Source organism: Pseudomonas sp. NPDC089392, assembly GCF_044749595.1.
In the GTDB taxonomy this organism is placed as follows: Bacteria; Pseudomonadota; Gammaproteobacteria; order Pseudomonadales; family Pseudomonadaceae; genus Aquipseudomonas.
The window spans coordinates 174,317-189,065 of record NZ_JBIVIF010000007.1 but is presented as its reverse complement, the minus strand read 5'-3'; the positions used below and the strand labels follow the sequence as shown (position 1 = coordinate 189,065).

General features: G+C 62.4%; 11 protein-coding genes and 2 pseudogenes. 7 read left to right on the top strand and 6 right to left on the bottom strand.

Features of this window, described 5'->3' with window-relative positions; genetic code table 11:
- Positions 1–4 precede the first annotated feature (4 nt).
- From pcaF to pcaR, 4 genes and pseudogenes are all read right to left on the bottom strand, one after another.
- Entirely contained in the window at positions 5–1,210 is a 1,206-nt protein-coding gene (gene pcaF, locus ACIP1G_RS09740; protein ID WP_400735967.1) for a 3-oxoadipyl-CoA thiolase, read from the bottom strand.
- Positions 1,207–1,299, bottom strand: a pseudogene (locus ACIP1G_RS09735) (CoA-transferase subunit beta); the annotation flags it as partial. The pseudogene ACIP1G_RS09735 and the gene pcaF, both read right to left, overlap by 4 nt.
- 245 nt (positions 1,300–1,544) lie before the next feature.
- Entirely contained in the window at positions 1,545–2,891 is a 1,347-nt protein-coding gene (locus ACIP1G_RS09730; protein ID WP_400735922.1) for an MFS transporter, read from the bottom strand.
- Between the two features lie 415 nt (positions 2,892–3,306).
- Positions 3,307–4,182, bottom strand: coding sequence for a pca regulon transcriptional regulator PcaR (gene pcaR, locus ACIP1G_RS09725; protein WP_400735919.1), 876 nt, complete (start codon positions 4,180–4,182; stop codon positions 3,307–3,309).
- A 476-nt stretch (positions 4,183–4,658) separates the two neighbouring features.
- Here pcaR and ACIP1G_RS09720 point away from each other — a divergent pair, with 476 nt between their 5' ends.
- Together ACIP1G_RS09720 and ACIP1G_RS09715 are read left to right on the top strand one after the other, a co-directional pair.
- The gene (locus ACIP1G_RS09720) at positions 4,659–4,859 is read left to right on the top strand and encodes a hypothetical protein (RefSeq protein WP_400735916.1); all 201 of its coding nucleotides are present in this window, start codon (positions 4,659–4,661) and stop codon (positions 4,857–4,859) included.
- A 312-nt stretch (positions 4,860–5,171) separates the two neighbouring features.
- Positions 5,172–6,644, top strand: a complete 1,473-nt coding sequence (locus ACIP1G_RS09715; protein ID WP_400735913.1) for an inorganic phosphate transporter — start codon at positions 5,172–5,174, stop codon at positions 6,642–6,644.
- Positions 6,645–6,731: 87 nt separating this feature from the next.
- Here ACIP1G_RS09715 and ACIP1G_RS09710 read toward each other — a convergent pair whose 3' ends face one another.
- Positions 6,732–8,207 carry a helicase HerA-like domain-containing protein gene (locus ACIP1G_RS09710; protein WP_400735911.1) on the bottom strand — a complete coding sequence of 492 codons (1,476 nt, stop codon included), beginning with the start codon at positions 8,205–8,207 and terminating at the stop codon, positions 6,732–6,734.
- Positions 8,208–8,377: 170 nt separating this feature from the next.
- Between ACIP1G_RS09710 and ACIP1G_RS09705 the strand changes: the two are divergent.
- The 5 genes and pseudogenes from ACIP1G_RS09705 to ACIP1G_RS09685 all read left to right on the top strand — a co-directional run.
- Positions 8,378–9,394 (top strand): annotated as a pseudogene (locus ACIP1G_RS09705) (cache domain-containing protein); the annotation flags it as partial.
- A gap of 93 nt (positions 9,395–9,487) precedes the next feature.
- Entirely contained in the window at positions 9,488–10,252 is a 765-nt protein-coding gene (locus ACIP1G_RS09700; protein ID WP_400735965.1) for a methyl-accepting chemotaxis protein, read from the top strand.
- A gap of 245 nt (positions 10,253–10,497) precedes the next feature.
- A complete protein-coding gene (locus ACIP1G_RS09695; protein ID WP_400735908.1) occupies positions 10,498–11,619 on the top strand; it encodes a glycosyltransferase family 4 protein in 1,122 nt (373 codons plus the stop codon).
- Complete coding sequence (locus ACIP1G_RS09690) at positions 11,612–12,376, top strand: DUF2334 domain-containing protein (RefSeq protein WP_400735905.1); 765 nt, start codon at positions 11,612–11,614, stop codon at positions 12,374–12,376. Before ACIP1G_RS09695 ends, ACIP1G_RS09690 begins: the two co-directional genes overlap by 8 nt.
- A complete protein-coding gene (locus ACIP1G_RS09685) occupies positions 12,373–13,365 on the top strand; it encodes a lysylphosphatidylglycerol synthase transmembrane domain-containing protein (RefSeq protein ID WP_400735902.1) in 993 nt (330 codons plus the stop codon). The genes ACIP1G_RS09690 and ACIP1G_RS09685 overlap by 4 nt, the downstream gene beginning before the upstream one ends.
- 294 nt (positions 13,366–13,659) lie before the next feature.
- Here ACIP1G_RS09685 and purU read toward each other — a convergent pair whose 3' ends face one another.
- Positions 13,660–14,511 carry a formyltetrahydrofolate deformylase gene (purU, locus tag ACIP1G_RS09680; protein ID WP_400735899.1) on the bottom strand — a complete coding sequence of 284 codons (852 nt, stop codon included), beginning with the start codon at positions 14,509–14,511 and terminating at the stop codon, positions 13,660–13,662.
- Positions 14,512–14,749: the final 238 nt, after the last annotated feature.

Below are 14,749 nucleotides of genomic sequence, written 5' to 3'. Positions count from 1 at the left end.
CAGGTCAAACCCGTTCGATAGCCAGCGCCAAACCTTGGCCAACGCCCACACACATGGTCGCCAGGCCCTTACGCCCACCGCTCTTCTCCAGCTGGTGCAGCGCAGTCAGCACCAGGCGCGCACCGCTCATGCCCAACGGGTGACCCAAGGCGATCGCGCCGCCATTCGGGTTTACCTGCGGCGCATCGTCAGCCACACCCAGCTCACGCAGCACCGCCAAGCCTTGGCTGGCGAACGCTTCGTTCAGCTCGATCACGTCAAAATCATTCACCGCTACACCCAGGCGCTCGGTCAGCTTGCGTACCGCCGGCACCGGGCCAATGCCCATCACCCGTGGTGCAACACCGCCGCTGGCCATGCCCAGGACGCGGGCACGCGGGGTCAGGCCGTGTTTCTTCACCGCTGCAGCCGAAGCCAGGATCAGCGCCGCAGCACCATCGTTCACGCCCGAGGCGTTGCCGGCGGTGACGGTCTTGTCCGGGCCATTGACCGGCTTGAGCTTGGTCAGCGCTTCCAGCGTGGTTTCCGGGCGCAGGTGCTCGTCACGCTCGACGATGATTTCGCCCTTCTTGTGGGCAATACGCACCGGCACGATCTCTTCGGCAAAGAAGCCAGAGGCCTGGGCGGCGGCAGCCTTCTGCTGGCTGCGCAGGGCGAAAGCGTCCTGGTCAGCACGCGAAACCTGATAGTCGTCGGCCACGTTGTCGGCGGTTTCCGGCATGGAGTCCACACCGTACTGGCTCTTCATCAGTGGGTTGATGAAACGCCAGCCAATGGTGGTGTCTTCAAGCTTCATGTTGCGCGAGTAGCCGCTTTCGGCCTTGCCCATGACGAACGGGGCACGCGACATCGACTCGACGCCGCCGGCAATCACCAGCTCCATTTCACCGCTGGCGATGGCGCGGAAGGCAGTGCCGATGGCATCCATACCCGACGCGCACAGGCGGTTCAGGGTGACACCCGGGATGCTCTCCGGCAGGCCGGCCAACAGCAGCGCCATGCGTGCCACGTTGCGGTTGTCTTCACCTGCCTGGTTGGCGCAGCCGAAGAACACTTCGTCAACCTGGTCCCATTGCACGCCAGGGTTGCGCTCGACCAGCGCCTTCAGCGGCACGGCTGCCAGGTCGTCGGCCCGCACGCCGGCCAGGGAGCCGCCAAAGCGGCCGATCGGGGTGCGGATAGCGTCACAGATGAATACGTCTTGCATCAGGCTTCTCCTGCCACTTGGCCATGGGCCGCGGCGGTACGGGCTTCGAGGTCACGCAGGGCGCACAGCTCGAATATGTTGGGTTCGGGAGTAGTCAGCTCGTGGCATTTGGAGGCTCCTGGTCAGGGTGCTTCAGTGAGCTCAGATTAAGGAGACTGGGGGGTGGCTTACAATCCGATAATCGACTCTTTGTGCGATTATCGAACAATTTGTTACTTTACTAACCATCTGTCACTGCACAGTCCATTCGCAGCACAAGGCTGCTCCTACAGGCGGGCGCGTTGCCTTTGTAGGAGCAGCCTTGCGCTGCGAATGGGCCGCAACGCGGCCCCGCTGTTCAGGTCGCGTCAGCGTGGCTAACCAACCCCTTCACAATCACACCGACAGTCGCCAGTGCAGCCGGCACCAGCAGCGCCGTCAGCACCTGCTCGAAATTCCAGCCCAGGCCCAGCAGCGTTGCGCCACTCCAGGCCCCGAGAATCGCGCCAAAGCGGCCGATACCCAGCATCCACGATACACCCGTGGCACGGCCTTGGGTCGGGTAGAAACGCGCTGCCAGCGACGGCATTGCCGATTGCGCACCGTTCACGCACATACCGGCGATCAGTACCAGGGTGGCCAACAGGGTGATGTTACCCAGGCTCTGCCCCACGGCGTAGGCGAACACCCCAGCCAGCAGGTAGAAAATGCCGATCACCTTGTGCGGGTTGAAACGGTCCATGGCCCAGCCCACGAAAACGGCACTGAGCACGCCGCCAAACTGGAACAGCGCACCAATGAAGGCAGCCTGCTCCATGCTCGCGCCGCTGTCGCGCATCAGGGTCGGCAACCAGCTGGTCAACAGGTAGACGATTACCAGGCCCATGAAGTAAGTCAGCCACAGCAGCAAGGTGCCCAGGCCGTAGGTGCCAGAGAAGATCACCGCAAACACGTTGCGCGCAGCCACCGCCTTCTGCTCCGGCACGCTGAAGCTGCCCGCTTCGGCCACCACTTGCGGCGCGATGGGTGCCAGGGTCTTGCGCACCTTGTCGGTGCCACGGTTACGCACCACCAGGAACCGCGCCGACTCAGGCAGCCATACCATCAATACCACGGCCAGCAGCAATGGCAGCACGCCGCCGATCACCAGCAGGCTGTGCCAGCCGTAAGCCGGGATCATCTTGGCGGAAATGAAGCCACCACCGGCCATGCCCAGGTTGAAGCCGCAGAACATGCTGGTTACCAGCAGCGACTTGAGGCGCTCCGGGGTGTATTCGGACAGCAGCGTAGTGGCGTTGGGCATGCCAGCACCAAGGCCCAGCCCGGTCAGGAAGCGCAGCACCAGCAGCTGGTCGACGTTGCTGGCGTAGGCCGAAGCCAGGCTGAAGCCGCCAAACACCAGCACCGCGCCTACCAGAACCCCCTTGCGACCAAAGCGGTCGGCCAGCGGCCCGGAGCCCAGGGCGCCAAATACCATGCCGATCAATGCGGCACTCATGACCGGGCCGAGGCTGGCGCGGTCGATCCCCCACTCCTGCGACAGGGCCGGGGCGATGAAGCCCATGGCGGCAGTGTCCAGGCCATCAAGGAAGACGATCAGGAAGCACAGCAGCACGACCCGCCACTGATAGCGGGACAGCGGCTGCTGATTGATGAACGACTGGACGTCGAGGCTTTTGCCGACGTTGGTTTGCGCTTGGTTCATTGTTGTTATCCAGAATGTGGGCACAGCCAGGCCACTGCACGCGAGTTACCGGCACAGAGGGCGAAGTTTGGGAATGTGGCCTGCGTCAGCCTGGATACAACGGGACTGCGTGCGGGTGCGGCCGCAGCAGCGAGTGGACAGTATTCATGGTAAGTGCCTCTTATGTTTTTCTTGTTCGGTCGGCACAGCCGACCGTTGCGAGAGACATTAATCAGCGGGCGCAGGTGAAGCAATTCACCGGAAGCGACATTGTGCGTTTATCGCACAGGAAAGGCTTTTGCCTGTTCTAAATTTGAATGGGCGCTGTGGGAGCGGGCTTGTCCCGCGAACACCGGCAGCGCCGGTGCCATCCACCGCGTTGGCTTCTTCTCGGCGGTTCGACGCCTCGATAAACCCCACAGCGCCCCCAGCAATCTCAACCAAACAACTGATGGCAAAGGTCGCGACTGGCCGCCAGCAGAATCGGCAAGAAGCGCTGTTCCAGCTCACTACGCGTCACCCGCCCAACGTGGGTACTCACGTTCAACGCCGCCAGCACCTGCCCCGAGGCGTCGTACACCGGCACCGCAATCGAACGCAGCCCTTGTTCCAGCTCCTGGTCCACCACGCACCAGCCCTGGGCGCGCACCTGCTGGATACAGGCAAACAGCGACTCAGGGTCATTCAGCGTACGACTGGTACGCGCCTTCAGGTCGGCACGATCCAGATACTCACGCAGGCTGGTGTCATCCATGGCCGCCAGCAGAATACGCCCCATCGACGTGCAATAGGCCGGCAAGCGCCCGCCCACCGACAGGTCGACCGAAATCAGCCGCTCCACCGTGGCCGAACGGGCTATATAAAGAATGTCGTCACCTTCGAGGGTGGCCATGTTGGCCGCTTCATGCAGTTGGTCGCTGATGCGGTCCAGGTAAGGCTGGGCAGAAATCGCCAGCGGCGTCGACGACAGGTACGCATGCCCCAGCGTCAGCACTTTGGGCAACAGCGAATAAGTACGCCCGTCGGTGGTGGCATAACCCAGCTTGATCAGCGTGTGCAAGCAACGCCGCACCGCCGCCCGGGGTATCTCGGTGCGGTGGCTGATCTGGGCAATGGTCAGGTGGCGCTTGCGCTCCTGGAAGGCCTGGATCACGGCCAGGCCACGTGCCAGCGAGGTCATGAAATCCGGGTCGCCGGTGAACGCCTGGATGCGCTTGGCTGGTGAAGCCACGATCGGCGGCGCCATGGCAGCCGATGCAGGTCGTACCGCCTCCGGGTTCACGGAATCGTTGTCCTGGGTTTGGTCACTCATCGCACACCTCAAAAAAAACGCCGGTTCGTGCGATTATCGAACAAACGGCCGATAATCGCAATTGACCGCTGACACTTTTGCTTATACCTTTCTCATGCCACTTGTGGCTTCTTTGGAGAGACTGGTCAGGTACCCACCGTAGAAGTCCCCAGGCAACGGCCTCGCCTTACGGCGAGGCCGTTTTTCGTTTGGGCCCCGCCCCGGCATTGCAGCGAACTTTTTACCGGCATGCCTTTCAAACTTGTACGAATGGTCCAAACTGTTCCCGGACACATCCACTCATTACGTCAGATGATGTCAGGGTTGGGTAAATAACGATGTTCGGCGAATTATCGGTTGCTATAATCGATTGCGCTGGCCTCGCCGCTACCGTGGTATTGGAACCTTCCGCTGTATCAAGTCGTTGCGGCCAGCAAGGCTTGTGCATGCAGCACAACGCATAACAACAGTCATCACACTTAATTCAGGTACTACATGTGACGAAAGATGAACTGCGCGCGGAACTCGAGCGCCAGGCTGAACGTTACAAGGATGTTTACGGTGGCGAAGTCACCACTTACGCCGCACAACCGGATCCGGAACGCAAACCATGGCGCAAACGTGCCAGTGTGCGCGACCAGGCCTTCAGCCAGGAACTGGAACGTATGGAAAAGGAACTGCGCAGCGACCATCCCTGACCCTGGGACCACGCCAGCGCGTCGTCGCCCGGCCAGTCCGGGCGCGGTCGATCTTTACTGCCTGACCGAAGATGAAATGGAATCACACAAATTTCAAACATTCGTTTGAATTGTGGAAAAACGGCATTTACTTGGCGTTTTTACCGGATTTCGCCAGCGTTTGCGCTTTTTCACGGAAATTTACCTGTTTGCACACCCCACCACGCACATTGCATTGGCAGCATGAAGATTGCCATCGGTCTGTAGCAAGTGCATCGATTGCCAAGGTTTTCTGGCATAATCCCGCCCCCCTATGACCGCCAGACAACCTTCATGATCGATTTATTCAGCGGACTGGATGCCTGGGTGTTGGTGAGCCTGCTGCTCGCCTTGACCTTCGTACTCGCCTTCGAGTTCATCAATGGCTTTCATGACACCGCCAACGCGGTAGCTACCGTCATCTATACCAAAGCCATGCCGCCGCACCTCGCCGTGTTCTTCTCCGGTGTGTTCAACTTCCTTGGCGTTCTGTTCGGCGGTGTCGGGGTGGCCTATGCCATCGTGCACCTGCTACCGGTAGAGCTGCTGATCAATGTGAACACCGGGCATGGCCTGGCCATGGTCTTCTCGCTGCTGGCTGCGGCCATCACCTGGAACCTGGGCACCTGGTACTTCGGCATCCCCGCTTCCAGCTCGCACACGTTGATCGGCTCCATTCTTGGCGTCGGGCTGGCCAATGCCCTGATCAACGACATCCCGCTGGGCGACGGCGTCAACTGGCAGAAGGCGATCGACATCGCCATGTCGCTAGTGGTCTCGCCCATGGCCGGCTTCGCCGTTGCGGCCCTGCTGCTGATCGGCCTGAAGTGGTGGCGCCCGCTGTCGAAAATGCACAAAACCCCCGACCAGCGCCGCAAGCTCGACGACAAGAAGCACCCGCCGTTCTGGAACCGCATGGTGCTGGTGGTTTCGGCCATGGGCGTGAGTTTCGTGCACGGCTCCAACGACGGCCAGAAAGGCATCGGCCTGATCATGCTGGTGCTGATCGGCATCGTCCCGGCCAAGTTCGTCCTCGACCTGAACAGCACCACCTACCAGATCGAGCGTACCCGCGACGCCACCCTGCACATGAGCCAGTTCTACCAGCGTAACGAAGCCACCCTGGGCGAGTTCCTGGCCCTGGGCAAGGCCAAGTCCAGCGACCTGCCGGAGCAGTTCAGCTGCAACCCGCAGCAGACCGAGCCGACGATCGCCGCGCTGCAGTCCTCGCTCCAGGGCGTGACCGACTACCACAGCCTGGATGCCGACAAGCGTGTCGAAGTACGCCGCTACCTGCTGTGCCTGGACGACACCGCGAAGAAAGTTGGCAAGCTGCCAGGCCTGGACGCGCGTGAAAAAGCCGACCTGGAAAAACTGCGCAAAGACCTGACCGCCACCACCGAATACGCCCCCTTCTGGGTGATCGTGGCCGTCGCCCTGGCCCTGGGCCTGGGCACCATGGTTGGCTGGAAGCGGGTGGTACTGACCGTTGGCGAGAAGATCGGCAAGCAGGGCATGACCTACGCCCAGGGCATGTCGGCACAGATCACCGCAGCCTGCGCCATCGGCATGGCCAACGTGTTCGCCCTGCCGGTATCGACCACCCACGTGCTGTCGTCCGGCGTGGCCGGCACCATGGTCGCCAACAAGAGCGGCCTGCAAGGCGGCACCGTGAAAACCATCCTGCTGGCCTGGCTCCTGACCCTGCCGGCCTCGATGGGCCTGGCGGCTGGCCTGTTCTGGCTGGCGTCCAAAGCCATTGGCTGAGTGATACCGCAATAGAAAAAGGCGCCTTCGGGCGCCTTTTTTCATAGGTGTCACTCCTGTACCGGCGATAGGGCCGGTACAGGCTGACTACTTTTTCTTGCCCCCCAACAACGACCCCATCAACCCACGCACCAACTGCCGCCCCAACTGGTTGGCCGCCTGGCGCACCGCCGATTTGATCGCCTGCCCTGCCGCACTCTGCAAGAACTCGCCCGCCTTGTCGGCAAAGCTCTCTTCATCCGCCTTCGGCTGCGGCGCCGGCTCCACCGCCTCGCCTTTACGCTGGGTCAGCATTTCATAGGCCGACTCACGGTCCACCGGCTTGTCATAGCGCCCCGCCAACGGTGAAGCGGTAATCAGCGCGCTGCGCTCAGCCGCACTCAACGGTCCGATACGTGACTGCGGTGGCGCAACCAGCACCCGCTGCACCATGGCCGGCGTGCCCTTCTCTTCCAGCGTACCGACCAATGCCTCACCAATTCCCAGCTCGGTCAGCACCGCCAGGGTGTCGAATGCCGGGTTGGGGCGAAAACCATCGGCCACCGCCCGCAACGACTTCTGCTCCTTGGCGGTAAACGCCCGCAAGCCATGCTGAATACGCAAGCCCAACTGAGCCAACACCGCGTCCGGCAAGTCGCCCGGTGACTGGGTGACGAAATACACCCCCACGCCCTTGGAACGAATCAGCCGCACCACCTGTTCCAGGCGGTCCTGCAACGCCTTGGGCGTATCGTTGAACAACAAGTGGGCTTCGTCGAAGAACAACGCCAGCACTGGCTTGTCGGCATCGCCGCGCTCGGGCAACTGCTCGAACAACTCGGCCAGCAGCCACAGCAGGAACGTCGCGTACACCTTGGGCGCCTCATGCACCAGCCGGCTGGCGTCGAGCAAGTGGATGCGCCCACGGCCATCCGAGTCCAGCCGCAGCAGGTCTTCCAACTGCAAAGCCGGCTCGCCAAACAGCGCCTCGGCGCCCTGCTGCTCCAGGGTCGCCAGGCGCCGCAGCAAGGCCTGGGTAGAGCCCGTGGTCATCAGCGCGCTGTCTTCGCCCAGCAGTTGCGGGTTGTCCTTCAGGTGCGCGAGCAGCGCCTTCAGGTCCTTGAGGTCCAGCAGCAACAGGCCTTCGCGGTCAGCCACCTTGAACGCCGCATACAGCGCCGCCTGCTGGCTGTCGGTCAGTTCCAGCAAGTTGCCCAGCAACAGCGGCCCCATTTCACTGAGGGTGGTACGCAGCGGGTGGCCGGCCTGCCCGGCGATATCCCACAGGTTTACCGGGTAGGCCTGGGGCGTATGCCCCAGCCAGGGCATGCCAGCGATACGCTCGGCCACCTTGCCCTGCGGCGCACCTGCAGCGCCCAAGCCGCAAAGGTCGCCTTTGACATCGGCGGCGAACACGGCCACCCCGGCGCTGCTGAACACTTCCGCCAGGTGCTGCAGGGTGACGGTCTTGCCGGTACCCGTCGCGCCCGCTACCAGGCCATGGCGGTTGGCCAGCCGCATTGCTTGCCCGACAGGCTGGCCATCCGGGCCTGCACCTACAACGATGGTCGAAGATTCCGACATCTCTTTAGCCCTCTGCTCAAGCTTTAGCTTAATTCGGCCGATACCTTTGGGTGATATTCGCCTTAATAGAGAGGAACAACCGAAAAGGGACTTTTCGGGATGTTGCACAGCCTTGCGGCTCCACTCGTGCGAACGCCTGATATAAAACCTTAGCGGACCCGATTAACGCCATGAACAAAAGCCTTCGTTTCAGCCACAAGATTCTTTTGGCGGCATCACTGATCGTGATACTCGCCTTCAGCCTTTTCACCCTCTACAACGATTACCTCCAGCGTAATGCCATCCGCGCGGACCTGGAAAGCTATCTGGCTGAAATGGGCGCTTCCACTTCAACCAATATCCGCAACTTGTTCGAAGGCCGTATCAAGCTGGTGGAAAACCTGGCGCAGAACATTGCCCAGAACCCGGCCAACGCTGAAACCCTGATGGGCCAGAATGCGCTGATTTCCAGCTTCCTCACTGTTTACCTGGGCAAGGTCGATGGCGGCTTCAGCGTGCGCCCTGACTCGAAAATGCCCGACGGCTATGACCCGCGCACCCGCCCCTGGTACAAAGATGGCATGAATGCCAGCGGGGCAACCCTGACCGAGCCGTACATCGACATGACCACCAACAAGATGGTCATCGGTATCCTCAGCAAGGTCTCCAGCAGTGAGGGCGTGGTTGGTGGTGACCTGGCTCTGGACGGTTTGGTGCAAATCATCAACTCGCTGAACTTCGGCGGCATGGGCTACGCCTTCCTGGTCAACGGCCAGGGCAAGATCCTGGTACACCCGGACAAAGACCTGGTGATGAAGTCGCTGTCGGACCTGTTCCCGCAGCACACCCCGAAGCTGACCAGCGAGCTGACCGAAGTCCAGAGCGATGGCCAGGCCCGCCTGCTGACCTTCACCCCGATCAGCGGCCTGCCGTCGGCCAACTGGTACATCGGCCTGTCGGTGGACAAGGACAAGGCCTTCTCGATGCTCAGCACCTTCCGCACCTCGGCGGTGATCGCCACGGTCGTGGCGGTGGTGATCATCATCGGCCTGCTTGGCCTGCTGATCCGCGTACTGATGCAGCCGCTGCACACCATGACCCGCGCCATGGAGGACATCGCCGAAGGTGAAGGCGACCTGACCAAGCGCCTGCGCATCCACAATCACGACGAATTCGGCATCCTGGGCAGCGCCTTCAACCGTTTCGTCGAGCGTATCCACAGCTCGATCAGCGAAGTGTCCTCGGCCACCGAGCAAGTCAATGAAGTCGCCCTGCGGGTCATCAGCGCCTCGAACTCGTCGATGACCAACTCCGACGAGCAGTCCAACCGCACCAACAGCGTGGCCGCCGCCATCAACGAACTGGGCGCCGCCGCCCAGGAAATTGCCGGCAACGCCGCGCAGGCATCACAGCACGCAAGCTCCGCGCGCTTGCTGGCTGAAGAAGGGCAGCAAGTGGTCGAGCGCAACATTGCAGCGATGAACCGCCTATCCGACCTGATCGTCACCTCCAGCGCGCACATCGAAACGCTGAACAACAAGACCGTGAACATCGGCCAGATCCTCGAAGTGATCACCAGCATTTCCCAGCAGACCAACCTGCTGGCGCTGAACGCCGCCATCGAAGCGGCCCGCGCCGGTGAAGCCGGGCGTGGTTTTGCCGTGGTTGCCGATGAAGTGCGCAACCTGGCGCACCGCACCCAGGAGTCGGCGCAGCAGGTACAGACCATGATCGAAGAACTGCAGGTCGGTGCCCGCGAATCGGTCGAAACCATGGACCAGAGCCAGCGCCACAGCCAGGACAGCATGCAGATCGCCAACCAGGCCGGTGAGCGGCTGGACAGCGTTACCGTGCGTATCGGCGAGATCGACGGCATGAACCAGTCGGTGGCCACCGCCACCGAAGAGCAGACTGCCGTGGTCGAGGCGATCAACATGGACATCAACGAGATCAACATGCTCAACCAGGAAGGCGTGGAGAACCTGCAGGCCACCCTGCGTGCGTGCTCCGACCTGGAACAGCAGGCCGGGCGCCTGAAGCACCTGGTGGGCAGTTTCCGTATCTGACCTTGAAACCGAGTTGCCTTCTTCGCGGGTAAACCCGCTCCTACGGGCTCTCCGCCACCCTTGAATGCGTGGTGATCCCGGTAGGAGCGGGTTCACCCGCGAAGAAGCCCACACAGCTGCCCCTGCCATCCCCGCTCCCACCCAACCCCGATCGAACAAACTATCCTTCAGAAAGGTCAACCTTTAGGCGCGTCATCGCCGGCAAGTTACCGCTTGATGACACACCCGAAGACGATCCCGGAGGGATGCTGATCGTGCACATCGCCGACATCACCATGTTCTACGCCCCGGCCAGCGGCGGCGTACGTACCTACCTTGATGCCAAACACCGCCGCCTCGACGCCATCCACGGTGTACGCCACAGCCTGCTGATCCCCGGTGCCAGCGCACAGCACACCGATGGCATCTACCAGGTGCCCGCCCCACCGCTGCCGTTTGGCAACGGTTACCGCTTCCCCTTGCGCCTGGCCCCCTGGTGCAGTGAATTGCGCCGACTCAAACCCGACCTGATCGAAGTCGGCGACCCCTACCTGACAGCCTGGGCGGCGCTGGAGGCGCGGCGCCAGCTCAACGTGCCGGTGATAGGCTTCTACCACTCCGACCTGCCGCTGCTGGTCAGCAACCGCATGGGCAACTGGTTCACGCCCAATGTCGAGGCCTATGTCAGCAAGTTGTACGGCAATTTCGACCGGGTACTGGCCCCCAGCCAGGTAATGGCCGACAAGCTGCGCCGCCTGGGTATACGTGACGTGCATGTACAGCGCCTGGGCGTGGACCTGGCCACCTTCAACCCCGAACAGCGCGACCCGCGCCTGCGCACCGAACTGGGCATTGCCGACACCAGCCGCCTGCTGATCTACGCCGGCCGCGGCTCGCGGGAAAAGAACCTGCCGGTGCTGCTCGACTGCATGCAGCAGCTGGGCCGCCCTTACCACCTGCTGCTGGTAGGTTCGAACATGCCGGCCAATGTGCCGCGCAACGTCAGCGTGATCGACCACTTCTGCCCGGCGCCGGAAGTCGCCCGGCTGATGGCCAGCGCCGACCTGCTGGTGCACGCCGGCGACCAGGAAACCTTCGGCCTGGTCATTCTTGAGGCCATGGCCAGCGCCACGCCGGTGGTGGCCGTACGCGCCGGTGCTTTTGGCGAAATCGTCAACGAACAGTGCGGGCGCCTGTGCCGCCCCAACGATGGCCAGGCCATGGCGGCGGCCGTGCGCGAAGCCTTCGAGGCCGGCGTGCGCAAACTCGGGGCACAAGCCCGCCGTCATGTGGAGCAGCATTATTCGTGGGACCACGTCGTGACCGGGCTGCTGCAGCATTACCAGGCGGTGCTCGGCCACCAGCCGCAGGCACGCGCCCATGGCTGAACCACTGCCCGCATCGCGCAGCCTGATGCTGGTGCTGCACGATATCGCGCCCGAGACCTGGCCAGACTACCAACCCTTCGTGCAGGCCATCGACGCCATCGGCGGCATCCCCATGACCTGGCTGGTGGTGCCGGACTTTCACCACTGTAACCCGCTGCAACGCTCGCCTACCTTCTGCCGCTTGCTAGAACGGCGCCTGGACCAGGGTGACGAACTGGCCCTGCATGGCTACTACCATGCCGACAACGGCCCGCCACCGCGTACGCCAGGTGAATACTTCATGCGCCGCATCTATACCCATGAAGGCGAGTTTTACGGCCTCGACCAACAGCAGGCGCTGCAACGCCTGGAGCACGGCCTGGCGTTGTTCCAGCAACAGGGCTGGCCTGTAGCCGGCTTCGTCGCGCCGGCCTGGCTGATGAGCGAAGGCACCCGCCAGGCCCTGCGCCGCCTGCCCCTGCGTTACACCAGCACCCCGCAGCACCTGTACCGCTTGCCGGAGTTTACTGCGATCGAAGCCCCGGGGCTGGTATGGAGTGCCCGCAGCGCCTGGCGCCGCGGCCTTTCCAGGGTGCTGTGCGACTGGCAATGCCGGCGCTGGCGTGACGCCGAGACACTGCGCCTGGGCCTGCACCCAGTGGACATGCGCCACCGCGCGTCCCGCGACTACTGGCTGAGCACCTTGCGCACCTTGCTCGCCCAAGGCCGCGAGCCACTGACCAAGTCGGCCTGGCTGGACCGCCAGCCCCGCACATGAACCGCCTGGCCTGGCTAGGCCTGGCACTGCTCGGCGCGGTGCTGGTGCCGGCTTTGCTCGGTGGTAGCGAGCTGCTACCCAGGCTGCAACGCTTCGACCCTGCGCTGATGCTCACGCTGCTGGGCATCATCCTGCTGTGCTGGGTGATCAACGCCATTCGCCTGCGCCTGTTGCTCGGCCAGCAAGGCGCAAGGCTTGGGCACATGCGCAGCCTCGGCGTGGTGATGGCCACCGAGTTCGCCATCTGCACCACCCCCGGCGGTAGCGGCGGGCCCTTGGCCCTCATGGCCCTGCTGGCCCGCGACCGCATCGGCCCGGCACGCAGCGGCGCCGTGTTCGCCATGGACCAATTGAACGACCTGGTGTTTTTCTTCTGCGCAATGCTGGCGATAGCCGGCTATGCGTTGTTCCACAGCCTGGGCCGCAGCCAGGAAAGCATGTTGCTGGGCAGTGCGCTACTGCTGTGCACGGCACTGTCAGGGGTGGCCGGGCTACTGCGCTACCGGCGCACGGTGATGCGCGTCAACGGCAAACTGCTGCGGCGACTGGGCATAAGCCAGCAACGCAAACGCCGCTGGGCGCGCAAACTGCTGCACTTCATCGACGCGCTGGCACAAACCTGGCGCCTGCCCAAACGTACCCTGAGCCTGGTGTTCACCCTGACCTGCGCACACTGGGGCCTGCGCTACAGCGTGTTGTACCTGGTATTGCGCGGACTGGGCGTGGATTTGGCGTGGATCCCCAGCTTCCTGGTGCAGATGCTGTCACTCAGTGCCGGGCAGTTCAGCCTGCTGCCGGGTGGGGCGGGTGCCGCCGAGCTGACTTCGGCCAGCCTGCTGACGCCACTTGTGGGCAGTTCGACCGCGGCGGCGGCGATCCTGATATGGCGGGCGGTTACTTACTACTTTTACTTGCTGGCGGGTGGGCCGGTGTTCGTGTGCCTGCTGGCGCGTCCGTTGCTGGAGCGCTGGCGGCGTCAGGCGGGTTGAGCTGCTGCCACAGTTCGGCGGCGCCGGGGAAGTCGGTGCCGTCGGTGTCGGCCAGGGCTTCGGGGTCATAGCGGGCCAGGCAGCCTTCGCCCAGGGTGGGTGGGGGTGATGCGGTAGGTTGGTTGCGTGGATTCGCCATTGATGTATTACCTCAAGAATGCCGGGGGCGCGCTGCGCCCCTATCGCGACGCAAGGCCGCTCCTACACAAAACACAGCGTACGCCTTGTAGGAGCGGCCTTGCGTCGCGATGGGCTGCGAAGCAGCCCCAAAATCTCACAGGCAACCCGACTGTATCAGTCAAACACCACCGTCTTGTTGCCATGCACCAGCACGCGGTCTTCCAGGTGATAACGCAGGCCACGGGCCAGCACCATCTTCTCCACATCACGACCAAAGCGAACCATGTCCTCGATGCTGTCGGCATGGCTGACACGCACCACGTCCTGCTCGATGATCGGGCCGGCGTCCAGTTCTTCAGTCACGTAGTGGCAGGTTGCGCCAATCAGCTTCACGCCACGCAGGGCAGCCTGGTGGTACGGCTTGGCGCCCACGAACGACGGCAGGAAGCTGTGGTGGATGTTGATTACCTTCTCGGCATAATCCCGGCACAGTTGTGGCGGCAGGATTTGCATGTAGCGGGCCAGCACCACTACGTCGGCGGCGTGCTCCTGCACCAGGCGCGACACTTCGGCAAAGGCCGGGGTCTTGTCCTTGGGGTCGACTGGTACATGGAAGAACGGAATACCGTGCCACTCGACCATGCTGCGCAGGTCGTTGTGGTTGGAAATCACGCAAGGGATCTCGCAGTCCAGTTCGTCGGTGTGCCAGCGGTGCAGCAGGTCGGCCAGGCAGTGCGACTCACGGCTGGCCATCAATACCACACGCTTTTTCTGTGCCGAGTCGGTAACGCGCCAGGTCATGGAGAACTCTTCGGCAATTGGCGCAAACGCCTCGCGGAAGGCCTCGATACCGAATGGCAGCGATTCGGCTCGGATTTCATGGCGCATGAAGAACCAACCGCTCTGCTCATCAGAGTGGTGGCTGGCTTCGTTGATCCAGCCATTGTACAAGGCCAGGAAATTACTGACTTTCGCCACGATGCCAACACGGTCGGGGCAGGCGATCACCAGACGATAGGTGCGCATGAATGAGACTCCAGAACTTCGCAAAGGCGCTCATTCTAGCGGCCCGCCAAGAAAAACGCAGTATTGATCGCAGTCGCCATGGCCGGTGTACGTCGCCATGCACCGCGTGGGCAGTGTCTGACAGACATGACGAAACACAGGGCTAATTGTAAAATTTTGTTCACGTAGAGAAATATTGTCACAGCTTAATTAACAATTAATTGCCCAATAATATGTTTACTTGCGAGTATCGCCTGTC